The organism is Shinella sp. (assembly GCF_052438155.1).
Taxonomy (GTDB): Bacteria; Pseudomonadota; Alphaproteobacteria; order Rhizobiales; family Rhizobiaceae; genus Shinella.
Window position 1 is genome coordinate 95,252 of record NZ_JBQVPI010000003.1, and the last position, 26,978, is coordinate 122,229.

Here is a 26,978-nt window from a genome sequence, read left to right on the forward strand (position 1 = left end):
CGCCCGGGATTTCCCGGAAAAAGTACTGAAAAAACATCACGGAATCAGAGGTATGCCGTCGATTTTATTTTTTCTTTGCCCATGAATTTCTATCCTCAGCTGTAGGCGGCCTGAAATAATGGCCACCCCCTATCATGCCGCGACGTGTCCGGCGTCGGCAGCGGGCAACCGACCCACTTTGTCGGCGATCTTCGATAGCGGTTCCGGCCGGCCGTAGAAGAACCCCTGGGCCTCCCGGCACCCTTCCTCCCGCAAGAAATCTGCCTGGTCCTGCCGCTCGACGCCCTCAGCCACGACGGACATTCTGAGGCTGGAAGCGAGAAGGATCGTCGCCTTGACGATCGCCATCGAAACCTCGTTGGTCGTCACCGCCTCGATGAAGGAGCGATCCAGCTTGACCTTGTCGAACGGGAAGGTCTGCAACATGGAAAGCGAGGAGTATCCCGTGCCGAAATCGTCCATGGCAATGGTCACGCCCAGCGTCTTCAACTGGCGAATGATGCGCAGCGTCCGCTCCCGGTCCTCTATGAGGCTCGCTTCGGTTATCTCCAGTTCCAGTCGCGATGCCGGCAGGCCCGTAGATAAAAGGACCTCTTGAACGGACTTCGGCAGGTCTGCCTGTGCGAGTTGTGCGGATGCGATGTTGACGGCGATCCTGTATGGTTTGGCCCAGCGCGCGGCTTCCTCACATGCGGTTCTGAGCACCCAATCGCCGATCGGAAGGATCAGGCCGGTCTCCTCGGCGATCGGAATGAAGTCGGATGGCGGCACGAGGCCGCGCGTTCGGTGCTTCCAGCGCACCAGCGCCTCGTATCCGATGACCTCGCCGGATTGCAGGTTCAGCTGCGGTTGGTAGTGGAGCACAAGCTCATCGCGCTCGACCGCATTGCGCAGCTCCATGGCGAGAGAACTGCGCTCTCGGCGCCCTTCGTCCATGGACGGCTCATAATAGCAAACCGCGTCGCCAATCGCCCGCTTGGCGCGGTACATGGCGAGGTCTGCCCTTCCGATCAACTCCTCTGCATTGTCTGCATCGCCCGGGAAACGGCTGATCCCGATGCTTGCGCCTGCGGTGAGCGTCGTGGTGCCGCGCTGCACCGGTTCGGCAATGCAGTCACCGAGGCGCCGGGCGAATTCGTCCACATCGGCCTGTTCATGAACCGGATGCTTAATGGCGACAAACTCGTCGCCGCCGACGCGGGCTACGATCTCGCCTGCTGTCATCTGCAATGCGAACCGCTTTGCCAGCGTCTGCAGCAGGCAGTCACCGGCATGGTGCCCGTGAACGTCGTTGATCTCCTTGAAACGGTCGAGGTCGATGACCACCACCGCTGCCTGCGCGCTGCAATCCCGCGCCTGCGCCAGCATGGCGGGCAGATGTTCCGACAGATAGGCCCGGTTCGGCAATCCCGTCAGCGGGTCGTGCCGTGCCGCATGCCGGAAGCTGTCGATCAACTCTCGCTGGGAACGGGTGTCCATCATGTAGAGTATCCACCCGGCGATGACCGCCATCGTTGCCAGCACGAGCACGGCCAGGAATTCGTTGGACATCGTGTGCGTTGGGGCGGCGGCGGTGGCGTCCGGCAGCAATGTTGCCGCACCCATGGCGGTGAAATGCATGGTGCAGATCGCAAGCACCAGCGTGAGCATCGCCAAGAGCCGGCTGAGGCCCGAATGGTATCGTGCCAGCAGATGGGCCGTCAGGGCGCCGAAACCCAGCGCAAACAGCACGGCCGCCGTGACGAGGGTCTGGTCCCATTCGAGTTGCCCGGCATTTTCCAGGCCCGCCATGCCGGTAAAATGCATGGCGACGATGCCTATGCCGAAAACCAGGCCGCCGATCTCGGGGGGCAGGTTCCACGCCCGCTCCACCGTCATGTAGAAACCGCCGGCCGTGACGCTGATGGCAATGAGGAGCGAGCCGATCGTCAGGAATGCATTGAATGCGTGTTCCGCCGGAAGCTGAAAGCCCAGCATGGCGACGAAATGTGTGGTCCAGATGGCCGCGCCACCAGCCATGCCGGACAAGACAATCCACGAGAACCGGCGGGCCGTGGGGATGCGATCGGCTCTATCAAACAAGCGCACCGTCATGACCGACGTCACGATGCAGACAATTGCCGCCGCGATGACAAAGGCATAGTCGTGCTCGTAGGCTATACACGAAATAACTCTCAGCATGAGCTGGCCCCAGATCGCGTTGCAATCAAGGGTAAGCGCCTAATCGCAAACAAACTCTAAAGCTATTTCGCTCAAAGTAGGCACCGCCGACCGATATCTGGCCATCGCGCTCCAGCGCTCGGGCTAAGCCGCCGCCACTTCTCGCTCCCAGTACCAGGCAACATACATCCGCTTCCTGTCATGCTGCCGGCTCTTCAGGAAGCCGCGGATTATCCGCACGTCGTCTTTCTCGCACGCTACCCAGACGAAGGTCTCGCCATCGACGGCAGCAAGGGCCGCCTTCGCCGTTTCTGCGAGCATGTTTTTCGTGCCGGCGGGATAGGTCCCACGGTGCAACCAGCGCACGTCGAGCGTGCCGGCGGTGGGAAGCGGCTGCTCTTCCGCGGCATCCTGCACCTCGAGAATGGCTTGCATATGTGTGCCCGCCGGCGCTTCGGCGGCGATGCGGGCAATGGCGGGCAGGGCGCTTTCGTCGCCGACGAGGAAAATGGAGGCTGCTTCCGGCATATTGCCGCCGCCCGGCCCGAGCAGCGCCAATCGATCGCCCGGTTGCGCATCCCGGGCAAAGTCGGCGCCCGGGGTTGCGATGCCCGGCGTAGGATGTTGCAGGAAGTCGATCCACAGCTCCTGCCGTTCCACGTCGACAGCGCGGATCGTATAGACGCGGGACAGCAGCGTATCCTCGCCTTCCGGCCAGGCAATGCGGCCATCGTCGCGCAGACCCGGCCAGACCGGCTCCCGTCCCCTCGGCGGAATGAGCAGCCGCACATGCATGTCGCTGCTGACAAAGGGCGTGGCATCCGCACAGGCAACGATCACGCGCCGCATATGCGGTGTCACGTCCTTTGCCGACACGACCGTCACCTCGTGAAGGTTGGCGAGCCGCGTGCGCGGCGCCGGTTCGGACCAGGTAAGTTCGAACGGCTCGTCTCCGGCAAAGTAGAAGAGATGCTCGGCGATGACGGTGCGGCTGATCTGGAGTGCATCCTGCGTCGGGCAGGCCAACTCGATCAGAAGCTTGCCATCCTCCAGGCGCATATGCGCGGTGCCGGTTTCGCTCGTGAGCAGCGCGGTACCAGCGGTGCGCTGAACCTCTGCGTGTTCGACGAAGTGCTCACAGACCTCGTCGAGCATCCGTTCGGCATCCTTCGGCAGTGCCATGCCGGAAAGTTTGAATTCCGCGACTGCGGTCATGACGGGTCCTCGCTCTCGAATGCCCGGATCCGGGCGGTATCGTTCTTGCCGGCAGTACCGGCCTGCCCTGTGACCATCCGATGTCGTCCGATCGGCAACATGGTCGGCCGCCCGGATGTCGGGTCGGTGATGATGCGGCTTTCCAGGCCGAAGACCTGCCGCACGTTTTCTTCCGTCAGCACATCCTCCGGCCTGCCGGAGACATGCAGCCGGCCATCCGTCATGGCGACGAGGTGGTCCGCATAGCGTGCCGCCAGGTTTAGGTCGTGCAGCACCATGACGATCGTGGTGCCGCGCGAATGGTTGAGATCGGTCAGGAGGTCCAGCACTTCGATCTGGTGGCTGATGTCGAGAAAGGTCGTCGGCTCGTCAAGCAGCAGGAGTTCCGTTTGTTGCGCCAGCGCCATGGCGATCCAGACACGCTGGCGTTGTCCGCCGGAAAGCTCGTCGACCGGTCTTTCCGCGAGATCGACGGTGCGCGTTGCCGCAAGGGCGGCGGCAACGGCTTCGTCATCCTCGCGCGTCCAGCGGGAGAACACGCCCTGGTGGGGATGCCGCCCGCGGCTGACGAGATCGGCAACAGCTATGCCTTCCGGCGCAATCGGCGATTGGGGCAGGAGGCCCAGGGTGCGCGCCAACTCGCGGGAGGGGATGCGGTGGATCGATTTGCCATCGAGCAGCACATGCCCCTGCTGCGGAGACAAGAGGCGTGACATCGTGCGCAGCAGCGTGGACTTGCCGCAGGCATTGGCGCCGACGATCACGGTGATGCTGCCCGGGGGAATGGCGAGGTCCAGCCCCTCGAGAATGCGGGTGTCGCCATAGCCGGCGGAGAGCCGGCTTGCGACAAGGGCGTGGGGTTTCATAGCGACCCTCCGGATCGGTTGACGCGCACGATCAGGAAAATCAAGTAGGGGGCACCCAATGCGCCGGTGACCACGCCCACGGGATAACGGCTCGGCAGCAGGAACTGACCGCAATAGTCGCCCACCAGCACGAGCACGGCGCCCACCAGAGCGGCAGGAACGAGAAGCGATCCGTTGTTCCCGACGATCCGGGCGGCGATCGGCCCCGACAGGAAGGCGACGAAGGCGATCGGCCCGGATATGGCGGTGGCACTGGCGATCATGCCGACGGCGGCAATGATGATCAGCACCCGCGTTCGGGAGACCCGGACGCCCAGCGCTGCGGCGGTGTCATCCCCCAGTCTCAGGGCTTCGAGATCGCGCGTACGGCTCAGTAGCAGGCCGCCGAAGACGACGAGGGATGCTATCAGGGGCAGCGTCTGGCCGAGTTGTGCACCGTTGACGCTGCCGGTCAGCCAGCGCAAGGCGTCCTGCAGGCTCCAGGCCGGGGCGGTGGAGAGGATGTAGGCGATGACGCTTTCCAGCATGGCGGAGACGCCAATACCGACGAGAATGAGGCGCGTGCCGGCAACGCCGTTGCGGAACGACAGCCCGTAGACCAGGAGTGCCACGCCGAGCCCGGCGCCGACCGCGAGGATCGATACCATCGGTCCCCTCAGGCCGAGGACGACAATGGCGAAGACCGCCGCGGCGCTGGCGCCCCAGCTGATGCCGATAATGTCGGGGCTGGCCAGCGGATTGCGCAGCATGATCTGGAAGGCAACGCCTCCCAGCCCGAAACTGAGGCCTGCGAGGATTGCCAGAACCGCGCGCGGCAACCGGAGTTGGCCGACCGTGAACGCAACGCCCGCCACGTCTTCGCCCATCAGGACCCGCAGGATGTCCAGAGGCGGCGTGAACGATTGCCCAAACAGCAGGGTGATGACAAAGGCTGCGGCCAAAAGAGCGAGAAGAACGGCGACGACCAGCCTGTGCCGGCGGGTGCGGCGGCGGCGGTTGTCGACGATAGTGTCGGTCACGGGCGCAAGAAGCATGGTCACAGGTCCCGGACCCGCTGGCGGCGTACGATCCAGATGAAGAATGGTGCGCCGATGAAGGCGGTGACGATGCCGACATCGAGTTCGCCCGGCCGCGCTATGATGCGACCGACGATATCGGCGGCGAGCAGCAGGCAGGCGCCGCCGAGCGCGGAAAACGGCAGCAGCCATCGATGGTCGCCCCCGACCAGCAGGCGATTGAGATGCGGCACGATGAGGCCCAGGAAGGCGATCGGACCGCAGATCGCCGTTGTCGCTCCGCAAAGAAGGATAGCGCCGAACGCGGCGACCGCACGGGTGAGCGCGACGTGCTCGCCGAGGCCGGCAGCGACGTCGTCGCCGAGGGCAAGGGCGTTCAGCTTGCGCGCACAAAGCAGGCTGATGACAAAGCCCACCGCCAGGAAGGGCAGGACAGGGTAGATGCGCTCGAAGGTCGCGCCGCCAACGCCGCCGATCTGCCACGCCCGGATGCCGCCGGCGATATCGTTGCGCGGCAACACGACCGCGATGACCAACGACGAGAAGGCGACGGAGGTTGCGGCCCCGGCAAGTGCCAGCTTGAGCGGCGTCGCGCCGCCGCGCCCGAGCGAGCCTATGACATAGACGAAGACCGCTGCAGCGCCGGCGCCGAGGATTGCCGTGAAGATGTAGGCATGGATCGTATCGATGCTGAACCAGGCAACGCCGACCACGACCGCGAGCGAAGCCCCCATATTGACGCCGAGAATGCCGGGATCGGCAAGCGGATTGCGCGTGACACCCTGCATGATCGCACCAGCGAGGCCGAGCGCGGCGCCCGCCAGAAGACCGAGCAGCGTGCGCGGAATCCGCATGGCCACCGCTGCCTGGCCGATCGTCTCGACCTGCCCGCCGAGCGCGGCGGCAATATCGTCAAAGCCGACGTCGCGCGTGCCGACCGCGACGGACAGGGCTGAGAGCAGCACGAGCATGGCGGCAAGCGAGAACAGCCACAGGGCGTGCAGGCGACGCGAGCGCCCAGCAAGCCGCGGCATGCCCTGTGCCTTGGCAGCCTGCGCCGTCATTGCGCCTTCCCGGCGGCTTCGGCAAGAAGCCCGACATAGTCCTTCAGCACCCAGGAGATCGAAAGCGGTGTCGGGTTGGCGGCGGTTCCGACCGGATTCTGGGCAAGCATGACGAGGGCATCCTTGCGAACCGCGGGCATGTGCGAAAGAAGCAGGTCGCCTTTCACGGCGTCGAGCAGCGGCGTGCTGCCATAGCTCACCACGATGTCGACATCGCCGAAGGCATCGACCCGTTCGGCACTGACGCTGGCTGCAAACTGGCCCGGCTTCGTCGCCTCCAGCACGCTTTTCGGGGATACCAGCCCGAGGTCGGTGAAGAATTTTACCCGTGTGTCGTTGGCCGTATAGAAATTGACCGTGCTGAGGTTCGTCACGTCGAGATGGGTAACGAAGATGGCCGACTTGCCCTTCAGGACGGGGTAGTCCGCGACCGTATCGGCAATCTCTTTCTCGATGCGGCCGATCAGCGCTTCGCCCTCGGCAGCCAGGCCGAGGCCCGTGCTGTTGAGGCGGATCATCTCGCGCCAGTCCGTCGACCACGCGGAGCCGGGATAGGCCACGACCGGGGCGATCTGGCTCAGCGTATCGTAGTCCGACTGACTCAGTCCGGAATAGGCCGCGAGGATGACATCCGGTCTCGTCGCGGCGACCGCTTCGAAATCTATTCCGTCGCCCTCGTCGAACAGTACGGGCGCTGCGCCCTTCAAGTCAGCCAATTTGTCGGCAACCCAGGGAAGCAGCCCGTCGCCGTTGTCATCGCCGAAATTGGCTGCGGCAAACCCGACGGGCACGATGCCGAGCGCGAGCGGGACCTCGTGGTTTGCCCAGGCGACCGTCGCCACCCGCTCAGGCTTTTTCGTGATCGTCGTCGTGCCGAAGGCGTGTTTGATGACGATGGGATAGGTGGTGTCGTCAGAAGCCCGGGCGTTGCCGGAGGTGAGTGCCCAGAGGCATGCGATGAACAGTGCTGCGCAAAAACGCAAGAGCCGCGGCATTGGCGAAACCCTCCATGGTCCTTAAAGTGGAGTTTCCGTTTCAGGTTCACCGGGCGGCGTCAAGGCGAATGCCCATGTCTTTCCCGGAGAGCCGCGAAGTTTCCGTAGTTTCCTACAAAACCGGGGGAATCTACAATACTAGACTGGATATCTCAAGTTATTGACGCCCCCAAGGAACATCGCACCGCTGCACCGGTCTGAGAGGGGCTTGAGGCTGTGAGGGCAATTGTGTTCCGGCTGGTCTCGACATGCCAACGGTTTGCCGGCTGCCAGCGAGCGCAACTCAATTCTGGATTCGATGATGAACATCAAGCAAACTAGCGACGACAAGCGGCTGCATCTTACCCGGTGCAGAAACGTGATGCTTCTCGGCTGCACGGCCCTCGTCGCCCTGACACCGGCTTCTTTGCGCGCACAGCAGGCGGAGGCGGGCTCCGCAACGGTTCTGGAAACGATTGTCATCGAGGGCAACGGCACCACCGTAAACTACGACAATGATGCGAGGTCGATCGTGGCGACGAAGACCTCGAGCGGCAGCAAGATGGCGACCGAGATTCTCAATACGCCAGCGTCGGTTTCCGTGATTACCGCCAAGGAAATCCAGCAGCGTGGCGCAACGAGTGTCGAGCAGGTGCTGGACTACACCGCGGGCGTCACAACAGACTTTTACGGTTCGGACGACCGGTACGACTACTTCAAGATTCGCGGGTTCGACGCCTATACCTATCGCGACGGCCTCACGCTCGGCGCGCCGTTCGGCGGCATCCGGGAAGAGCCCTATGCCTTTGAGCGCGTCGAGGTTCTCAAGGGTGCCAACTCCACGGTCTTTGGTGTTTCCGATCCCGGCGGGGCGGTTAACTACCTCACCAAGCGCCCGAAGAGCGAACGGTTCGGCGAAGTCTACGTGACAGGTGGCTCGCCCCAACATGCGTCCACCGGGTTCGATTTCGGCGACAACCTCACCGAAGACGATACGTTGTCCTATCGCCTGACGGGCAAATTTCAGAATGGCGAGAAGGAATACGACTTCTCCAACGACGACGAAAAGTTCCTCATGGGCGGCCTGACCTGGCGCCCGACCGATGTGACGACGCTGACGGTTGTCTTCGACCACCTCAATAGGGACAGCGTGCCCGGCGGCGGCGGCCATCCGGTGGGCTACAATCTCGACAGGAGCCTTTTTCTAGGCGAGCCCAACTACAATTATGACGTCACCAACAGGAACACGGTAAGCGTCATGTTCGACCACGACTTTGGCTCCGGTCTGACGTTCAACACAAATGCGCGGTACAGCAAGTCGAAAACCGGCTTCGGCTACGCCTATGTCTATGAACCGGTTGATAACGGCGACACCAGAGCCGACCGATACTTCTTCGGCAATGCCGGCGTGGATTCCGAGTTTATCATCGATGCACACCTGCAGTACGACGCCAGTATCGATTTCGTCGACACCCGTACACTGGTCGGTGTCGAATACAGCCGGCGCGACGGAGACAATGATCTCTACTACGACGTAGCGCCGAGCATCGACTGGACCGACCCGGACTATAGCGGGCGGCCGACATATGCGGGGCCCTATAGCAGCACGAACAGCAAGCGGAATACGAAGGCTCTCTACCTTCAGCAAGACTTGACCCTCTGGGACAAGCTGACGGCCTCGATCGGCGTGCGCAACGACTGGATTGATGTTGAGGAGTACAACAAGCTCACGGCGGTCAACAGCCAGGGTGACTTCAGCGAACTGACCACCCGCGTCGGTCTGAGCTATAAGATCACGGACGAGCTTGCGCCCTTCATCAGCTATGCCGAATCCGTCGCTCCGCCGGATGTAGGCATCGAGCCGCAGCGTGGCGAACAGTATGAAGTGGGCATCAAGTACCAGCCATCAGGTTTCCCGGCGCTCTTCTCGGCATCCATCTTTGATCTGACGAAAAGCAATGTGACCGTTACCGTGCCAGGGACGCCGCCGGTGCGCGAGACGATCGGCGAAGTGCAGGTGCGCGGCGTCGAGCTGGAAGCGAAGGCGGAGTTCGCGAACAATTGGAGTGTGACGGCCGCTTATACCTACCTGGACTCCAAGATTGTGGAAGACGGCCAGCTGCCTGCGCTGAGCAACGAGGGCAACCGCTTTGCCATGGTGCCCGAACATATGGCCTCCCTATGGCTCAATTATCTTCTTGAGGGCGAAGGTGCGCGTGGCGACATGACCTTTGGTGTGGGCGCGCGCTACAAGGGATCATACTTCCTCAACGACGCGAACACGGCGAAGGCCGACAGCAGCATCGTGTTCGATGCGGCCTTTACCTACAAGGTCTTCGAGAACACGTCGTTCGAGTTGAATGCCAGCAACATATTCAACGAGAAGCATGTTGCAAACGGCGGCTTTGGTGCGGATTTTTACAATCCGGGCCGTGCGGTCTACGCGACGCTGCGCCAGACCTGGTGATGAATGCGCGCCGCCCGAAGCCTTTTGGGTGGGCGTGACGTCTCTAGTCGAACTGCTGCATCCGCCGCCACGCGGCGGGTGTTCCTCCGACGATCTGCCGGAAGGCTTTCGTCAGATGTGCCTGATCGGAGAAGCCGAGCTGGGCGGCGATGTCCGTTATGCTCAGTTGGCTCTCCACAAGCAGCTTTTGTGCAAGGTCGATGCGCCTGGCGAGCTGCCACTGTAGCGGCGTTTTGCCGGTCGTCTGCTTGAAGACATTGGCAAACCAGCTTTCGGAAAGACCGACCGTTTCGGCCATTTCGGCGACGCTCAGCCGGCCATCGCTGCGCGTGTTGACGTGCATGATGAGCTTGTTCAGCTGCGCCTGGGTCAACCTGCCATTGGGAAGTTCCGTTCCGTGGTCAGAAATATCGAGCAGACCGCTGACGATGCTGCCAACAAGGCTTTCCGCATAAACCGCGTGTTTCGTCGGGGTGGAGACCTCGTCGACCAGCAGGCCCGCCAATGTTTCGATCGCTCCGACATCCTGGATCTCGACCGGGCGGCGAAGGGCCGAGAGCGCGCAGGACATGCCGACCGAAGGCGACAGGAAGCGCAGCATCCGGTCCTTGTGAAGGTGCAGGTCCAGATGGGAAAAACGGTGCGAGGACGTGAAGCTGGTCCAGAGCGGCACGCCGGCAGGCACATAGACCGCCCGCGTCATGGGGCGGGCGTGCGCAGCCATTCCGCCTTCGCGGTTGGTCATCTGGATGAACGGCGACACGTCGCTGAAGAAAATCACGATGCGTGGATCGGGGGACAGATAGTATCCCTTTGCCCCGGATTGGCCTTCGGCATCCCAGAAAACGCCCACCAGACCATCAAGGCTGCGCCATTTGACCGGCGCGAGGACCTTGATGCCCTCGGTATAGCAGGTCATCGCGTGCAGATAACTCACCGTTTGAAGCCGTTCTTCTTCATCGAATGCCGTGCGCCTCGTCCATCTCGACTGGCTTAAAGATGATGAAAACTATCATGTTTCTATGTCGAGACAAGGAAAGAATGCGATCCGCCTGCGGCCAAGCGTCTTCGTCCCGGGTTATCAAGAGCGGCCGCCCGGGTAGGCATTTGCAGCAATGACGCCTTCAGGCACCCTCAAGGACGTGAGATTTCCGCCTCCATCTCTGCGATGTCCTGGAAGCGATCGGCAATGCGGGCGTGGGGACGCCCGCCGTCTGCGGCCGCGATGGCGACGACGATTTCGTCCGGGTGTGGGGCGTCGGCGATCTGATAGTTCGCAGTCAGGAAATGGGAACGCTTGCCGTTCTCGCTCTTGTGCATCATGGGCAGGGAAAGCAGCGCGCCGGGCGCGTTGCGCGTGTTGGCGAATTCCAGGTAGTTGGTGCCGCCGATCGCATCGCGGAACGGATTGCCGAAGCGAAGCGTGTGGATCATCGCCGAGGCATGTTCGATTTCGCCGTTGACGCCGACGGCGGCAGCTTTTCCGCAGGCTTCGATGGTCTCCGCCGGCATCTGCGCCAGCAAGCGGCGGGTCATTTCCGTGCTGAGCGGCCCGGCAATGCGGATGATCTCCGGCCGGAGGTCCTCGACGAAGCCCCGGCCGGCCCAGGGGTTGCGGATGATGGCGGCGACGACAACGACATTGAACGGCCGCGGCGCGGCTTTTCCGCCTTCGATATGGGTCTCCTCGAGGAAGGTGCAGATCTTTCGGATGTCGAGGGCCATGTCGTTTCCACCGTCTGTTGAACTTGCCGCAACCTAGCGTATGGCCGCGCCTGGTCTTCCTCGTGTCCAGAGGAGTGGAGCAGCATGTCCTCCTCTGAAAACAAGTAGATTTCAACGCCGCCGCGCCGCATTATCACTGTCCTGCAACGAGGATGCGCGGCGCGTTGGATCAGAAATCACGGATACTGTCGCTTCGCGATGTCGCGAGCCAGATCAACAGCGGTGGCGATCTGTCGACCGTGCTGCAGCATCTCATCGCGGCCGCCTGCCGGCACGCCAACTGGGCGCTCGGCTCCATCATGGGAATCGATGCGGCGCACGGCTATGCCCATGTGATCGTGCGGCATGATCCCACACTCCTCCAGCGCGACCTGCCGGACCGCTGGGAGCTGGCGACCAGCCCATCGCTCATCGCGCTCCAGCGCAACGAACCCGTCTATATTCGCGATGCGCGGGAGAGCGAAGAATTCCCCGGCTATCGCAAGGAGGCATTCGAGCGCGACTACCGGACGGTGCTGGTCATGCCGATGGACTGCGCGGATGCGGAAGGCCGACCGATGGTGCTGAGCGTCATCGCCCGCACGGTGACCGAGGTCACGGAGGACGACCTCGCCTTCCTCGGAACGATCATCCACCTTGGCGCGATCGCCGTCGAAAAGCAGCACCGTCTTGCGGCGGAAAAGCGCGGGTCGGAGCGGCTCGTCCGGGCGCTTGCGGCACATACCTCGCTGTTGGAGCACGTGCTCAGCGACGGCTCCGTCTCATCGCTCGCAGCGATGGTGGGAAGGCTGTTGCCCAACCCGCTCGTCGTCGTGGATTTTACCGTCAACCAGGTGATCGCCGGGCGCTCGCCGCTGGCGACGGATTTCGACGATGCCGCCTGGCAGGCGGCGGCGCCGACGATCTTTGCCCGCGTGCTCATACGCGCGGCGCGGGAGGCGGTGGAGCGCGGCAGCACCGAAACCACACCGATTTTCCTTGAGGATGGCGTGCGGCGGCTGCGCGTCTCCGCCCGCGTAGAACCGCTGATGGTCGACCGCCAGCTGGTCGGGGCGCTGGTGATCTTCCCCTTCGCGGCTGCTGAAGGCGAGCTGGACCAGTTAATGCTGGACAGTGCGAAATTCGCACTCAGCGTCCAGATGATGCGCAGCTTCCTGCGTTTCCGCTTCGAGACGCGCACGCAAAGCGAGCTTTTCTTCGAGATCGTCGAGCGGCGCTGGCGTGATGCGGCCGATATTGGCCAGCGTGCCGCGCGGCTCGGGCTTGATCTGTCGCTGCCGCAGCAGATGATTGTGGTCGATTTCCCGGAGCGGGCCAAGGCTTTCGGCGGTGGTTCCATCGATGTGGAGCACACGCTGTCGCGCATCATGCAACAGGCCTCGATCGAGGCCGGACTTGTGGCGATCGATGGCGGCGTCGTCTGCCTCATGAAACATGAGGCTGGGCCACGGCAGGAGCGCACCACGAAACTCATGCGCCGCATCGCCGACGAGCTTGGCCGCTATCTCGGTGAGCCGCCGATCGTGGTTGCCGGAAGCCGTTGCAGCGGTCTCGATGATTATGCCACGGCCTGGGAACGATGCACCCGGATGATCCGCATCGGCCGCTCCTTCGGGTTGACGGGCGCGCTCTCCACGCAGGATTTCGGGCCGTTGCCGATGCTTGTTTCCGCTGCCGATGTCGGCGACGTGCGCAGTTTTGTGCGCGATAGCGTCGGGGCGATCGCCGAGCACGACCGGGAGAACGGCACGCCCTATCTGGAAACACTTTCCGCCTATCTGGAGGAAGGCTGCCGCAGCCAGGCCTGCGCGGACCGCCTCGGCCTGCACGTCACGACGCTGCGCTACCGGCTGGCGCGCATTCAGGAACTCTTCGGCATCGACGTGGAAACGCCGGAACGACGCTTTTCCGTGGAACTTGCGCTTCGTCTCCACAGTGTCATCGACAATCACGCCTTCGGTGAGCGCTGAACGCGCAAAGGCCTTTGCCGCCCCTATTGTCTCTCCTCCGAACCGCAGCAGAACAACACCATCGTCTCCTCTGTTCAGCGGGAAGAGCCCGCCGCCCGCGCCGGGTAGCGTCCTCCCAACGAAATGAGGAGAGAGATTGCGGGCATGGCGGATGAGGCGACAGCACAGGACGCACCGATCGACCCCGTCGCGCTTCGCCGCGCCTTCGGCACCTTCGTCACCGGCGTCACGGTCCTCACCACCTGCGAGGCCGACGGCACGCCGCGTGGCATGACGGCCAATTCCTTCACCTCCGTCTCGCTAGATCCGCCGCTCCTGCTCGTCTGTGTCGCCAAGTCGGCGTCCAGCTATGCCACCTTCACCGCGGCGAACTGTTTCGCAGTCAACATCCTGCATGAAGGTCAGGTCGATGTCTCGGCGACCTTCGCCTCCAAGTCGCCGGACAAGTTCCAGTCCGTCAACCATGACCGGGTACATACGGGTGCGCCGGTGCTGACCGACAGCCTGACCTGGTTCGATTGCAGTCTCACCAGTTCCGTCGATGCGGGCGATCATGCGATCCTGATCGGCCAGGTGCGCGCCTTTGGCACCAGCCCGACAGCACCGCTCGGCTTCTGTCGCGGGCGCTATGCCAGCGTGAAGGACCCGCTGCCGGCCGGCTGGCTTGCTTCACACGGCATGATCATCGGCTATCTCATCGAGGCTGGCGACGGGTTGTTGCTGTGCTCGGACGGCAAAGGGGGGTGGGTGCTGCCCTCTGCGCGCCGCCGCAAGGCCGACCGCGAACTGGTGCTGGACGGCGGCGATGCGCTGCGCCTCGTGCCGGAGGAAACCTTCCTTTATTCCGTCTTCGACGTTGCCGACAGCGATCCCGGATATCTCGTCTACCGGGCGCGGCTGGCCGGCGAGGGTCCGCAGATCAGCCTGCCCGACACCCTGCGTTTCTTTCCCGTCGAGGACCTGCCTTACGACGCAATCGCCACCCACGAACTGCGCTCCATGCTGCGGCGCTATGTGCAGGAGCGCCAGGCGGGTCGTTTCGGCATCTACATGGATTCCGACGACGGCGGCCGCGTCGCGATGATTGACGGGCGGGCTCGCGCCTGGCTCCAGGCCTCCCAAGACCAAGGACAATGACATGAAGACGACAGTCAGCACCATCGAAGGTTCGCGCCAGCAGCTGTTCATCGGCGGTGAATTCGTGGCGCCAAAGGGCGGCAATTATATCCGGAGCTATGATCCGACGACGGGCGAGCCCTGGTACGAATTTGCCGAAGCCGATGCGGATGATGTGGCGATCGCTGTCGCCGCCGCAGGCGCAGCCTTCCTCAATCCCGATTGGCGGCGCATGACGCAGACCGACCGCGGTGCTCTGCTGCGGCGCCTCGCCGAACTCGTCCGCGCCAATGCCGATGCGCTCGCCGAAATCGAGACGCGCGACAATGGCAAGCTCCTGAAAGAGACGCGCGCCCAGATGCGCGCCATGCCGGACAGCTATCACTATTTCGCCGGCATGGCCGACAAGCTGCAGGGCGATACGATCCCGATCAACCGGCTCGACACGCTGAACATCAACCTGCGCGAACCGCTCGGCGTCGTCGGCATGATCACGCCGTGGAATTCTCCGCTGATGCTTTTGACCGGCACGCTGGCGCCGTGCCTTGCCATCGGCAACACCGTCGTCATCAAGCCGTCCGAGCATGCCACGGCGTCCACGCTGGCGCTTGCCGAACTGATCCACGAAGCGGGCTTCCCGGCGGGTGTGGTCAATGTGGTGACGGGCACTGGCCAGAGCGCAGGCGAAGCGCTGACCCGTCATCCGGGCGTTGCGAAATACGTCTTCACCGGCAGCACGGCGACGGGCCGGCGCATCGCCGGCAACGCAGCACAGAACCTAGTTCCCTGCTCCATGGAGCTTGGCGGCAAGTCGCCCCACGTCGTCTTCGGCGACGTCGATATCGAACATGCGGTCAACGGCGTCGTCTCCGGCGTCTTTGCCGCGGCGGGCCAGACCTGCGTCGCCGGCTCGCGCTGCTTCGTCGAGGCGAGCGTCTACGACAGGTTCATCGATGCACTCGTTGCCCGCACACAGCGCATCCGGGTGGGCCTGCCAACGGTCGAGGATACCGATGTCGGCCCGCTGGCGCTTGCCGACCAACTGTCGAAGGTCGCGGCCTATGTCGCCTCGGGCGTGAAGGAGGGTGCGAAAGTCGCCGTCGGCGGCGGGCGACCGCAGAAGGCCGATCTTGCGCCGGGCGGCTGGTATTTCGAGCCGACGGTCATGGTCGATGCCCAAAACGACATGGCCTTCATGCGCGACGAGCTCTTCGGCCCCGTCGTGGGCGTCATGCCCTTCCGTGACGAGGCGGAGATGATCGAACTGGCCAACGACACGCGCTACGGCCTCGCTTCCGGCATCTGGACGAAGGACATCGACCGGGCGCTGCGCTTTGCCAACCGCATCGAGGCGGGGACGGTCTGGATCAACACCTACCGCTCCGCCTCCTTCATGTCGGCCAATGGCGGCTTCAAGGAAAGTGGCTACGGCCGGCGCGGCGGCTTCGAGGTCATGCACGAGTTCTCGCGGCTGAAGAACGTCATCATCGACTATTCCGGCGCCATGCAGGATCCCTTCGTCATCCGCCTCAAATAATCAGCATCGAAAGGCAGAACCATGAAGTTCGCAGTCTCGCTCACGATGGAACGCTTCTCGCCGGATGTGCCGATGGCCACGGTGAAGAACAACCTCCTGACGCTGGCCCGCATGGCAGACGAGGGCGGTTTCGAGATGCTCTGGACGGCGGAGCACCACACGCTCGAATGCACGATCTCGCCGAACCCGTTCCAGACGCTCGTCTGGCTGGCGCAGCACACGGACAATATCCGGCTCGGCACTTCGACGCTGGTCGCGCCCTACTGGAACCCGATCCGGCTCGCCGGCGAATCCGCGCTCTGTGATCACCTGACGAACGGCCGCCTGGAATTCGGCATCGCGCGCGGTTCCTACCAGTACGAATTCGACCGGATGGCTGGCGGCATGCCGCAGCAGGAGGGTGTCGCCTATCTGAAGGAGCTGGTGCCGGCGGTGAAGAAGCTGTGGGCCGGCGACTATGCCCATGACGGACACTACTGGAAGTTCCCGGTGACCGCCGCCGTGCCGAAACCGTTGCAGCAGCCGCATCCGCGCATCTGGGTCGCCGCGCGTGACCCCGGCACCTTCGACTGGGCAATCGCCAACGGCGCCAGCATCCTTTCGACGCCGCTTTCCGCTCCGGCCGCGGAAATCCAGGTTCTTTCCGACAAATTCCACCGGGCCGTGGCGGACCATCCGGAGGTGCCGCGTCCTCGTTTCATGATGCAGCGGCGCACCTGCGTCTACGATCGGCCGGACGGCTGGGAGAGGGCCGTGCAGCACAGCATGGATTATGGCCGCGCCTTCGAGAACCTGATGCAGAATGTCGGTACCGTGCAGGACGGTTTTCCGGAGGCTGTGCCGTATGAATCCGTGCGGGGCAAGGAAAACTACAATCCGGAAAACATCCGCAAGAACCTGATGTTCGGCACGCCGGACGAGGTGATCGAGAAGCTGATGGTCTTCGAGGCGGCTGGTGTCGATCAATATTGCCTCGGCCTCACCTTCAACCTGCCCTTCGAACTGCAAAAGCGCACGATCGAGCTTTTCGTGAAGGAAGTCATGCCCGTCTTCGCCGCGCGCGAAAATGAGCGCAAACGGGCAGTTGCGGGGCGTTGACGATGGGGAAGGCGCTGGAGCACAGGGTCGGCGAGGTTACGCTCAACTATCGCCTCGATGGCAACGGCGGCGAACCGCTCGTCTGCATTCATGGGGTCGGTTCCTATCTGGAGGCTTGGTCGGGCGTGGTGGAGCGACTGAAGGACCGCTTCACGATCCTCACCTTCGATCTCAGGGGACACGGCCGGTCGAGCCGCATCAAGGGACGCTACGAGATTGATGATTTCGTCGCCGAGACGCTGGCGCTTGCCGACAAGGCCGGTTTCTCGACCTTTAACCTTGCCGGTTTTTCGCTCGGCGGCCTGATCGCCCAGCGCCTCGCGCTGACGCATCTTCCGCGGCTGCGGCGGCTTGTGCTGCTCTCCACGGTCGCCGGCCGGACGCCGGAGGAGCGCGAGCGCGTTCTGGCGCGGCTCGCGGCCCTGCAGGCCGGTACGCCATCCGACCATCACAATGCCTCGCTGTCCCGCTGGCTGACGGAAGGTTTCCAGGACGCGCACCCCGACACCATCGCCTGGCTTCGGGCGCGCGATGCGGAGAACGACCCGGATTGTTACACTTCCGCCTACCGGGTGCTCGCAGAAACGGATTTCGGCGGTTTTCTCGACCAGATCCGCTGCCCGACCCTGATTGCAACCGGTGAGGACGATGTGGGCTCCAATCCGCGCATGGCCCGTTACATGCACGAGCGCATTCCCGGTTCGACGCTCGCCATCTTCCCCGGCCTGCGCCATTCGATCCTGATCGAAGCCCCGGACGTCGTGGCAGACACAATGGCTACGTTCCTGACAGAGGCGGAGGCAGACCATGGATGAAGCGCTCCGCAAGCAGGGCGAGGCCGTGCGGCGACGCGTGCTCGGCGATGACTATGTGGACCGCGCCACAAAAGGCGCGGATGCCTTCGCCGCGCCCCTGCAGGATCTCTTGAATGAATATTGCTGGGGCATGGCCTGGACGGATGACGGCCTCGATCTCAAGCAGCGCAGCCTCCTCAACCTCGGCATGCTGGCGGCAAGCAACCGCATGCACGAATTCGGCCTTCATTTTCGCGGCGCGATCCGCAATGGCCTGACGGACAGGGAACTCCAGGCGGCGCTGGTGCAGATCGCGGTCTATTGCGGCGTGCCAGCCGGCGTCGAGGCCTTTCGTGTGGCGCGCGCCGTGCGGGCCGAGATGGCCGGGGAGGGCGCGGCTTGATTTCCGTCATTTCGGCGGAGCCCGGCGGCAGGCGCTGCTTGGGAACGCCGGAAGACCGGATCGGCCACAGGCCGCAAGATTATTCACAACGGCGGGAAGAGGAAGCCGCGCCGTCCACGAAGCAACAATAGACAGAGGGAACAACACATGATGAAAATTTCGACAGTTGCGGCACTCGCCGCCTCCATTGCTCTTTCGCTTGCCGCCGTGCCCGCCAAGGCCGGCGAAGTGCTGGACCGCGTGCTCGCCGCCAAGACGCTGAAGATCGCTACCGACGCCAACTGGGCGCCGCAGTCCTTCGTCAACGACAAGAACGAGATGGATGGCTTCGACATCGATATCGCCAAGGAGATCGGCAGGCATCTCGGTGTTTCCGTCGAATTCGTAACGCCGGGTTGGGACATCATCACCGCCGGCAAGTGGCAGGGCCGCTGGGACATGCATGTCGGGTCAATGACGCCGACCAAGGCACGCGCCGAACTCTTCGATTTCCCGGCCGTCTATTATTACACCCCCGCAGCTGTCGCCGTGTACAAGGACAGCAAGGCTGGAAAGCTGGAGGATCTCGAGGGCAAGAGGGTGGGCGTGACGGCGACCTCGACCTTCGAGGCCTATGCCAACCAGGACCTGACGCTGGATGCCGCCGGTGCGCCGGCCTTCACCTACGCGTTCAAGCCAAGCGAGGTGAAATCCTACGCCAACACGACGACCGCCTTCGATGACCTGCGCCTTGGCGATGGCACACGTCTTGACGCCGTCGTTTCTTCGTTGCCGAGCATCCTCGATGCTGAAAAGGCCGGCTATCCGATCAAGCAGCTCGGCAAGCCGGTGTTCTTCGAGCCGCTGGCGGTCGCTGTCGAACACGGCGACACGGAGTTGAGCACAAAGATCGCCGAGGCCGTCAAGGCCATGCAGGCGGATGGCACGCTGAGCAAGCTGTCCGTCAAGTGGTACGGCGTCGACTACACGGTCACCCAGTAACATCCACCGGTGCGCGGTCCGGCTTGCCGGGTCGCGCCCAATCCTGAAGGAGCGGAGATGCTGTATCCGGATACCGTCGAATCCGACGTTCTTGTCCACAAGCCCTGGTTCGTCGCCGGTCTGTTCGCGGTGGTTTTCGCCATCTTTCTTGCGTTCGACCTGACGGGAACATCGCTTGGCGACCTGATGCGACCGGTGATCGGCGATCCCGCCGAAAGCGGTGCATACGGCCGTTTTGCCATCGCCTTCGTCATTGCTGTGACCTTGTGCTTCAACATCGTGCTGATCGGCTTTGCGCCGCTGAAGGTGCAGGTCGCGGTCGTCTGGTCCGAGCTGCTGCTGCTCTTCCTCGCCTTTTTCGCGACCTTCAATCTCAGCCTGCCGTTCATGGCCGAGAAGCTGCCTTTCCTCGTCACGCAGGGCCTTTTCACGACGATCTATGTCTCCGCGATCTCGATCGTCATCGCGTCGGCCATCGCCGTCCTTGGTGCGGTCGCAAAATTGTCGACCAATGGCTTTGCCTATGCGATTGCGAGCTTCTACACGTCGTTCTTCCGCGGCCTGCCGCTCCTGATGCAGGTCTATCTCATCTATCTCGGCCTGCCGCAGATCGGCTTCGTCATCGATGCGGTGCCCGCCGGTATCCTGGCGCTCTCACTCTGCTATGGCGCCTATATGACGGAAATCTTCCGTTCCGGCATCCAGAGCATCGACCGCGGCCAGTGGGAGGCCTCGCGCTCCATCGGCTTCGGATTCGGCGTCACCATGCGCAAGATCATCCTGCCGCAGGCGCTGCCCGTCATCATTCCGCCGACCGGCAACCAATTCATCTCCATGCTGAAGGATAGCTCGCTCGTCTCGGTCATCGGGGTCTGGGAACTGATGTTCCTGGCACGCACGCTCGGCCAGAAGAGCTTCCAGCACATGGAAATGCTGATTTCCGCAGCCATGCTCTACTGGATCGTGTCGATTGGACTCGAACTCATCCAGTCGCGCATCGAGCGCCACTACGCGAGGAGCAAAGTGCGATGAGCGACACGATTATCGACGTGCGCAACGTTTCCAAATGGTACGGCGCCTTCCGCGTGCTGACCGATGTGAATCTCACCGTGCAAAAGGGCGAGCGCATCGTCATTTGCGGCCCATCGGGTTCGGGAAAATCGACGCTCATTCGCTGCTTCAACCGGCTGGAGGCGCACCAGCAGGGCGACATCGTCGTCAACGGCATCACCCTGCACGACAAGATGCGTGAGGTCGGCGCGGTGCGAAAGAACGTCGGCATGGTGTTCCAGCACTTCAACCTCTTCCCGCACATGACGGTGCTGATGAACTGCATGGTCGGGCCGATGTGGATCAAGGGCGTTTCCCAGGCGGAGGCCCGCAAGACGGCGCTGCAATTCCTGGAGCGCGTGCGCATTCCTGAGCAGGCGAACAAATATCCGGTGCAGCTTTCCGGCGGCCAGCAGCAGCGCGTGGCGATCGCCCGTTCGCTTTGCATGCAGCCGGCCGTCATGCTGTTCGACGAGCCGACATCGGCGCTCGATCCCGAAATGGTCTCCGAGGTGCTGGAGACGATGACGAACCTTGCCCGGGAGGGCATGACGATGGTCTGCGTCACCCACGAAATGGCCTTCGCCCGCGCGGTCGCCGACCGGGTGATTTTCATGAATGCCGGACAGATCGTCGAGCAGGGCAAGCCGGAAGACTTCTTCAACAATCCGCAGCACGAGCGCACCAAGCTCTTCCTCAGCCAGATCCTCAAACACTGAGGCGGAGTGCCCGTTTCCCGGGCCTAGAATTATCTCTTGACAAAATTTTAGACTTCAAACAGTTTCTTTACTCATAAGTAAAGAAATCGCTGAGGGGCGATTCAAATCTGGGAGAAGTCAATGCTGCAGGAGCGCATTGAGGGGAAGTGGCTTGCCTGCTTCCGGCGCGTATTCGTGCTCAATGGAATTGGCCGCGCAACGCGCGTGGCGATCGTCGCGGAGACACAGTCGCGGCCTGTGCTGGTCCAGTTGGCGGATCTCGCCTGCCACGATCTCGGCGCGGACTATTGCATGATCACCATGCCGACGCCGCGGCAGACGGCGCCTGTACCGGTCAAGTCCACCGGTACGTCGCTCGCCATCCAGGGCAACCGTGCGGCGATCGAAGCCATGAAGCAGTGCGATGTGATCGTCGACTGCACGGTGGAAGGCATGATCCATGCCGCCGAATGGCCGGAGATTGAAGCGGCCGGCGCGCGCATCCTCGTGATCTGCAACGAGCATCCGGAAATCCTCGAGCGTTGCGAACCCAAGGCGGAACTCGGCCCCAAGGTGGCGCTCGGCATCCAGATGCTGCGCGAGGCGAAGGAAATGCGCGTCACCTCTGCGGCCGGAACGGACCTCGTCATCGACCTGACGGACGCGCCCTGCGGCGGAACGCCGGGTTTCGGCACGGCGCCGGGAGCTGTCGCGCATTGGCCGGGCGGCCTTTGCCTCGCATTCCCGGGTCCGGGCACCGTCAATGGCCGTATCGTCATGGACGTCGGCGACATGAACCTGACCTTCAAAAGCTATTTGACCAGCCGTATCGATTTCACCGTCGAGAACGATTTCGTCAAGGAAATCAAAGGTGACGGATTGGATGCCGAACTCTTTCGCGATTACATGGAAGCTTGGGAGGACCCGCTCGCCTACGGGTTCTCGCATGTCGGCTGGGGCATGAACCCGGCCGCCCGCTGGGTCTCCGGCGCGCTCTACGACAAGCGCGACATGCAGGCCGTCGAATTCCGTGCCTGGGCCGGCAATTTCCTCTGGTCGACCGGCGCCAACCAATATGCCGGCCGCTTCACCGAAGGGCATTTCGACCTGCCGATGCGCAAGTGCACGATCGCGCTGGATGGCGTTGCCGTTGTGAGGGACGGCCGTCTCCAGGGCGACCTCGTTCTCTGACCGGATTTGACAAGGACTGATCATGAGCGAACCTGCAGACTACTACGACCTTTCCCGCATCCGGCCCGACGTGCTGGCGGTTCTCACCCGGATCAACGAACTCGGCCGCGAACGCTTTGCGCCGCGCGCCAAGGGAATAGACGACGAAGCGTCCTTTCCGGTCGAGAACTACAAGGACCTGGCCGCCGAGGGGGTTCTCACCCTGACGGTTCCCAAGGAGTTCGGCGGCCACGGTTTCAGCCTCGGCGAATATGCGATGGTCGGGGCGGAAATCGGCAAGTATTGCGGCGCCACCGCACTCACCTTCAACATGCACAACTCCTCGATGATGTGGTCACGGTTCATGTATGAGCTGCCCAATCTGACGGACGAGGATCGGGCCGCCTTCGCCCCGCTGCGCGAACGCCAGTTCCGTCGTGCCGTCAAGGAACAGGGCATCTATTCGCAGCCGATTTCCGAGGCCGGGCAGAACTGGACCTCCAAGCCGGCGCAGACTGCCTGCCGCAAGGTCGATGGTGGCTGGCGCATCAATGGCTTCAAGAAGTTTGCCTCGCTTGCCGGCTATTGCGACTACTATTCCATCGTCTGCACCGAGCATTTCGAGGGCATCGAGCCACGCCACGAGGACACGATGATCTTCGTCGTGCACAAGGATGTGCCGGGCCTCTCGGTCACCGGTAGCTGGGATCCGCTCGGCATGCGCGGCACCAACAGCCGTGACCTCGTGCTCAAGGATGTCTTCGTCACCGAGGACGACCTGATGATGCCGCGCGGCATCTTCATCAAGACCCTGCCGCACTGGCCGCACATGATGGCAACGCTATCGCCCACCTATATGGGCGTGGCGCAGGGCGCCTTCGATTTCACGGTCGCCTATCTGCGCGGCGAGGTGCCCGGCCAGCCGGCCGCTGACCGGCGCATGTTCGGCACGAAGCGCATCACCGTCGGCAAGATGTACACCCAGCTCGCCGCCATGCGGGCGCTGTGGTGGCAGGCTTTCATGGAGGCCCAGGGGTTTCCGACCAAGGCGCAGGTGCTGCGCATGTACGCCGCCCAGTACACTGTCATGGAAGGCGTGCAGGAGATCGCAGCGCTCGCCATCCGGACCTGCGGCGGCCAATCCATGCTGAAAACCCTGCCGCTGGAACGCATGTATCGCGATAGTCGCTGCGGGGCGCTGATGTTGCCCTACACGTCCGAAATCATGGAGGACTACCTTTCCGTCCTCACGCTCTATGACACGGACGAACTCGACAAGGCGCCCGGCGACGAGGGCGGTGCGCGCTCTTCGCTGTGGCGAGGTTCGGGCGGCACGCTCAAGGGGCTTCGCTGAGACATGGCGACGGAGCAGGTTCAGGTCATCGGGCATGTTGCGGCAGAACCTGCCGAGGTCTGGGCCATTGTCGGCAATTTCTGCGGCGCGTGGCATCCGGCGATCGCGGAAATGCGCACGGAGCGTGATGCGCGCGGCGCGCTTATCCGCGCCTTCACCGCGAAGGGCGAGGACACGCTGTATCGCGAGCAGCTCACTTACCGCTCGGACAGCGACCGGGTGCTCGCTTACACGCATCTTGAAGGCATTGCGGGCGCGGAGCGCTACGATGCCCGACTACAGGTCTTTGCCGACGAAACGGGGGGCAGCCGCATCGAGTGGTCGGCACGGCTCTCCGCTTCCGCTGACCGCGCTCCGGCCATCGCCGCCGGCACGAAGGCGATCTTCGAGATGGGCATAGCGGCTCTCGACGACCTTGCCGGGACATCGGCCTCGGATGATGTTCCCTTTGTCGAGCAGCGAGACGCAGCACTCGAAACCGTCTTCATTGCTGGTGCGCCGAAATTGGCGCTGACGGTCACGCCGCAAAGGCCGGGTCCGCTGGTGCTTTTCCTGCACGGCATAGGCGGTGCGCGGACGAACTGGCTGGCCCAGCTCCATGCGGTCGCGCCGACCCTGCGGGCTGCGTCACTTGACCTGCGCGGCTACGGCGAGAGTCGGCTCGGCCCGTCGCAAAGTACGGTGGAGGAGTATTGCGACGATATCCTGCGTGTCGTCGAGACGCTTGGCGCGGCGCGCCTTGTGCTCTGCGGTCTCTCCTATGGATCCTGGATTGCGACGTCCTTCGCCATGCGTCATCCGGACATGCTGGCGGGCCTCGTCCTGTCCGGCGGCTGCACCGGCATGTCTGAGGCCGAGGCGGCGGAACGCGAGGCGTTCCGAACGGCGCGGGAAGTGCCGCTCGATGCAGGCAAGAGGCCGACCGATTTTGCGCCTGCGGTCGTGGATGTCCTGGCAGGTCCGAATGCGGATAAGGCAGTGCGACATGCGCTGTTCACTTCCATGGCGGCCATTCCCGCTGCGACCTATCGCGATGCGCTCCATTGTTTCACCCACCCGCCGGAGCGTTTTGATTTCTCCCGGCTCACCATGCCGGTGCTGATGATGACGGGTCGGTTCGACCGGCTTGCTGCCCCCGAGGAGATCCGGGGCGTTGCCAACCGGATCGCGCAAGCGGTGCCGCGCGCCTGTGTGCGTTTCGAGGTCATCGAGGACGCCGGGCATGTCTGCAATGTCGAGCGTCCCGGCGCCTACAACAGGGTGCTCGGCGAATTCCTGTCGGAGGCCGCGCGATGACAGCTCTTCCGAAACGCCAGCAGAACCGCATCCTTCGCGAACGCCGTATCCTCGACGCAGCGCTCAAGATCTTCTCGGAGAAGGGCTTCGTCAGCGCCTCGATGGACGACATCGCGGCCGAGGCGGGGCTGACCAAGCCGACGCTCTACCAGTATTTTCCGTCGAAAGACGAGCTCTTCACGGCCATGATGACCCAGGAACGGGACCACATGCTCGAATCCTTCGAGTATCCCTCCGCCTCGGGCATGGTGGCCGAGCTCTATGCTTTCTCGTGGCACTACGCCGATGTGGTGCTGCGACCGGACATGCTGAACCTCGCCCGGTTGATCATCGGCGAAGCGCAGCGCCTGCCGGATGTCGGCCGCGCCTATCAGGCGTCGGGCCCTGACCGGGTGCTCGCCGGCATGATCACTTATCTCGAACGGCAGCGCGGGGCCGGCCGGCTCGTCTTTGACGATGCCGAGCTCGCGGCAGAAGACCTCTGGGGCCTTATCCTCTCGGCACCACGCAACAAGGCGCTGCACATTCCCGATGCCGTGCCCGATCGGGCGACCATTGAACGCTACATCCGCAACGGGCTCGGCGTGTTCCTGCGCGCCTATTCCACCGCTTCAGAAAAAGACCTCGCCGTCCTCTCATCCCTCAAGCCGCCGCCGGCCACCGAAACGGAGTGACCATGACCCTCGACGCCTACATCACCGACCCGCAAAGCCGCTTCGCTACCGTCGCGATGACCGATACGAACGGCCTGCTTCGCGGCCAGATGGTGTCGGTCCGCTCGCTGGCCGGTATAGCGCGCAGCGGCATGGGCATGTCTCCCGTCACCTTTGCACTCGATCCGACCGATGTCGTTCTCAATGTTCCCGGCGTCTCGGATGACACATCGGATTTCCACGACGATCCGTTGGTGCTGGACCCCTCCACCGTGCGGCGTCTGCCCTGGTCGAAGCCCGGGCATGACCTGTTGGTGCTGTCCAACTATGGCGGTGCCACTGCAGAACTTTGCCCGCGCTCGCTGCTGAAGCGCGTGCTGGCCCGCGCCGGGAAGGCCGGCTATGCCCCGCGTTACGGCATGGAGCTGGAATACACGCTGTTCGATGAGACGCCGGAAAGCGCGCGTGAAAAGGGCTATCGCAATCTCAAGACGGCGACGCTGCACAAGAGCCATGACCTCGTGCTCTACCAGGTGCAGCAGACGGAATGGTACGAGGCGCTGGCCGAAATCTGCGAGCCGCTGAAGATCGACCTCGCCAAGATGCATGAGGAAATCGGCGGTGGCTTCCTCGAAGCCTGCATTGCCGCGGGCACGGGATTGGAGCCTGCTGACCAACTCGTCCTCCTGAAAAATTTCGTGCGCGCACTCGCGCAGCGCCAGGGCAAATGCGTCACCTTCATGCCGCGCTGGACGGAGACTGCCGACAGCCAGTCGATCCACCTTCATGTCAGCCTCACCGACGGGGAGGGCAGAAAGGTCTTCCATGATCCCGCCGGCAAGAACGGCATGTCGCAAACCTTCCGGCACTTCATCGGCGGTCTGCAACGCTACATCGGCGACATGACGCTGATCTTCCAGCCGACGGTGAATTCCTACCGCCGCTTTGCGCCCGGTACCTTCGCCCCGCCCGGCCTGACCTGGGGTTTCGAGAACCGCACGACCTGCTTCCGCGTCGTCGGGCACGATGCGGGGTCGCTTCGCGTCGAAAACCGGTTGCCCGGCGCAGACACCAATCCCTATCTGACGGTCGCCGCGACCGTCGCGGCCGGTGTTGCCGGCATCATGGAGGGAATCGAGCCCGAGCCGGAAGTGATCGGCAACGGCTATGTGCAGGCAGGCGAGGGCCCTGATTTCGCCCGCTCCATGCCCGAGGCGATCGGCCGGCTTCGGACCTCTGCTTTTGCCAAAGACTGGCTTGGCGAGCGCTTTGTCGAAGCCTTTGCCGCCAGCCGACAGAGCCAGCATGACGAATTCTGCAAGAAAGTACCCGATGTAGAACTGCAACGCTTCTTTGACCTGGGGTAGTGCC

General features: G+C 63.2%; 23 protein-coding genes. 15 read left to right on the plus strand and 8 right to left on the minus strand.

What is annotated here, in order from left to right; translation table 11 throughout:
• Positions 1 to 132: 132 nt before the first annotated feature.
• The 6 genes from ACT6VE_RS07455 to ACT6VE_RS07480 form a co-directional block, all read right to left on the minus strand.
• The gene (locus tag ACT6VE_RS07455) at positions 133 to 2,181 is read right to left on the minus strand and encodes a putative bifunctional diguanylate cyclase/phosphodiesterase (protein WP_444797976.1); all 2,049 of its coding nucleotides are present in this window, start codon (positions 2,179 to 2,181) and stop codon (positions 133 to 135) included.
• Between the two features lie 123 nt (positions 2,182 to 2,304).
• Entirely contained in the window at positions 2,305 to 3,375 is a 1,071-nt protein-coding gene (locus ACT6VE_RS07460) for a DUF2218 domain-containing protein (RefSeq protein WP_444797977.1), read from the minus strand.
• Complete coding sequence (locus ACT6VE_RS07465; protein WP_444797978.1) at positions 3,372 to 4,241, minus strand: ABC transporter ATP-binding protein; 870 nt, start codon at positions 4,239 to 4,241, stop codon at positions 3,372 to 3,374. The genes ACT6VE_RS07460 and ACT6VE_RS07465 overlap by 4 nt, the downstream gene beginning before the upstream one ends.
• A complete protein-coding gene (locus tag ACT6VE_RS07470) occupies positions 4,238 to 5,275 on the minus strand; it encodes a FecCD family ABC transporter permease (RefSeq protein ID WP_444797979.1) in 1,038 nt (345 codons plus the stop codon). The genes ACT6VE_RS07465 and ACT6VE_RS07470 overlap by 4 nt, the downstream gene beginning before the upstream one ends.
• A 2-nt stretch (positions 5,276 to 5,277) precedes the next feature.
• Positions 5,278 to 6,291 (minus strand): FecCD family ABC transporter permease, encoded by a 1,014-nt coding sequence (locus tag ACT6VE_RS07475; RefSeq protein WP_444798258.1) that lies wholly within the window; start codon positions 6,289 to 6,291, stop codon positions 5,278 to 5,280.
• 26 nt (positions 6,292 to 6,317) lie between these two features.
• Positions 6,318 to 7,316: an iron-siderophore ABC transporter substrate-binding protein gene (locus ACT6VE_RS07480; RefSeq protein ID WP_444797980.1), complete on the minus strand. Its 999-nt coding sequence runs from the start codon at positions 7,314 to 7,316 to the stop codon at positions 6,318 to 6,320.
• Between the two features lie 301 nt (positions 7,317 to 7,617).
• On the opposite strand from ACT6VE_RS07480, the gene ACT6VE_RS07485 reads away from it, so the two are divergent.
• Positions 7,618 to 9,762 carry a TonB-dependent siderophore receptor gene (locus ACT6VE_RS07485; protein WP_444797981.1) on the plus strand — a complete coding sequence of 715 codons (2,145 nt, stop codon included), beginning with the start codon at positions 7,618 to 7,620 and terminating at the stop codon, positions 9,760 to 9,762.
• A gap of 43 nt (positions 9,763 to 9,805) precedes the next feature.
• Here ACT6VE_RS07485 and ACT6VE_RS07490 read toward each other — a convergent pair whose 3' ends face one another.
• Positions 9,806 to 10,681: a helix-turn-helix domain-containing protein gene (locus ACT6VE_RS07490; protein WP_444798259.1), complete on the minus strand. Its 876-nt coding sequence runs from the start codon at positions 10,679 to 10,681 to the stop codon at positions 9,806 to 9,808.
• A gap of 215 nt (positions 10,682 to 10,896) precedes the next feature.
• A complete protein-coding gene (locus tag ACT6VE_RS07495) occupies positions 10,897 to 11,487 on the minus strand; it encodes an amino acid synthesis family protein (protein WP_444797982.1) in 591 nt (196 codons plus the stop codon).
• A gap of 164 nt (positions 11,488 to 11,651) precedes the next feature.
• Between ACT6VE_RS07495 and ACT6VE_RS07500 the strand changes: the two genes are divergently transcribed.
• From ACT6VE_RS07500 to ACT6VE_RS07565, 14 genes are all read left to right on the plus strand, one after another.
• Positions 11,652 to 13,457, plus strand: a complete 1,806-nt coding sequence (locus ACT6VE_RS07500) for a helix-turn-helix domain-containing protein (RefSeq protein ID WP_444797983.1) — start codon at positions 11,652 to 11,654, stop codon at positions 13,455 to 13,457.
• 144 nt (positions 13,458 to 13,601) lie between these two features.
• Positions 13,602 to 14,594 (plus strand): flavin reductase, encoded by a 993-nt coding sequence (locus tag ACT6VE_RS07505; protein WP_444797984.1) that lies wholly within the window; start codon positions 13,602 to 13,604, stop codon positions 14,592 to 14,594.
• 1 nt (position 14,595) lies between these two features.
• Positions 14,596 to 16,110: an aldehyde dehydrogenase gene (locus ACT6VE_RS07510; RefSeq protein WP_444797985.1), complete on the plus strand. Its 1,515-nt coding sequence runs from the start codon at positions 14,596 to 14,598 to the stop codon at positions 16,108 to 16,110.
• 21 nt (positions 16,111 to 16,131) lie between these two features.
• The gene (locus tag ACT6VE_RS07515; RefSeq protein WP_444797986.1) at positions 16,132 to 17,208 is read left to right on the plus strand and encodes an LLM class flavin-dependent oxidoreductase; all 1,077 of its coding nucleotides are present in this window, start codon (positions 16,132 to 16,134) and stop codon (positions 17,206 to 17,208) included.
• A gap of 2 nt (positions 17,209 to 17,210) precedes the next feature.
• Entirely contained in the window at positions 17,211 to 18,023 is an 813-nt protein-coding gene (locus tag ACT6VE_RS07520) for an alpha/beta fold hydrolase (protein WP_444797987.1), read from the plus strand.
• Positions 18,016 to 18,405: a carboxymuconolactone decarboxylase family protein gene (locus ACT6VE_RS07525; protein ID WP_444797988.1), complete on the plus strand. Its 390-nt coding sequence runs from the start codon at positions 18,016 to 18,018 to the stop codon at positions 18,403 to 18,405. Before ACT6VE_RS07520 ends, ACT6VE_RS07525 begins: the two co-directional genes overlap by 8 nt.
• Positions 18,406 to 18,552: 147 nt before the next feature.
• Positions 18,553 to 19,386, plus strand: a complete 834-nt coding sequence (locus ACT6VE_RS07530) for a transporter substrate-binding domain-containing protein (RefSeq protein ID WP_444797989.1) — start codon at positions 18,553 to 18,555, stop codon at positions 19,384 to 19,386.
• 57 nt (positions 19,387 to 19,443) lie between these two features.
• Complete coding sequence (locus ACT6VE_RS07535) at positions 19,444 to 20,418, plus strand: amino acid ABC transporter permease (protein ID WP_444797990.1); 975 nt, start codon at positions 19,444 to 19,446, stop codon at positions 20,416 to 20,418.
• Positions 20,415 to 21,155 (plus strand): amino acid ABC transporter ATP-binding protein, encoded by a 741-nt coding sequence (locus ACT6VE_RS07540; RefSeq protein ID WP_444797991.1) that lies wholly within the window; start codon positions 20,415 to 20,417, stop codon positions 21,153 to 21,155. The genes ACT6VE_RS07535 and ACT6VE_RS07540 overlap by 4 nt, the downstream gene beginning before the upstream one ends.
• Positions 21,156 to 21,275: 120 nt before the next feature.
• Positions 21,276 to 22,325 (plus strand): peptidase M29, encoded by a 1,050-nt coding sequence (locus ACT6VE_RS07545; RefSeq protein ID WP_444797992.1) that lies wholly within the window; start codon positions 21,276 to 21,278, stop codon positions 22,323 to 22,325.
• Between the two features lie 22 nt (positions 22,326 to 22,347).
• Positions 22,348 to 23,658 (plus strand): acyl-CoA dehydrogenase family protein, encoded by a 1,311-nt coding sequence (locus ACT6VE_RS07550; protein ID WP_444797993.1) that lies wholly within the window; start codon positions 22,348 to 22,350, stop codon positions 23,656 to 23,658.
• A gap of 3 nt (positions 23,659 to 23,661) precedes the next feature.
• Entirely contained in the window at positions 23,662 to 24,954 is a 1,293-nt protein-coding gene (locus tag ACT6VE_RS07555) for an alpha/beta fold hydrolase (RefSeq protein ID WP_444797994.1), read from the plus strand.
• On the plus strand, positions 24,951 to 25,628 hold the full coding sequence (locus ACT6VE_RS07560; RefSeq protein WP_444797995.1) for a TetR/AcrR family transcriptional regulator: 678 nt from the start codon (positions 24,951 to 24,953) through the stop codon (positions 25,626 to 25,628). The genes ACT6VE_RS07555 and ACT6VE_RS07560 overlap by 4 nt, the downstream gene beginning before the upstream one ends.
• 2 nt (positions 25,629 to 25,630) lie before the next feature.
• Complete coding sequence (locus ACT6VE_RS07565; protein WP_444797996.1) at positions 25,631 to 26,974, plus strand: glutamine synthetase family protein; 1,344 nt, start codon at positions 25,631 to 25,633, stop codon at positions 26,972 to 26,974.
• The last annotated feature ends 4 nt before the right edge of the window (positions 26,975 to 26,978 follow it).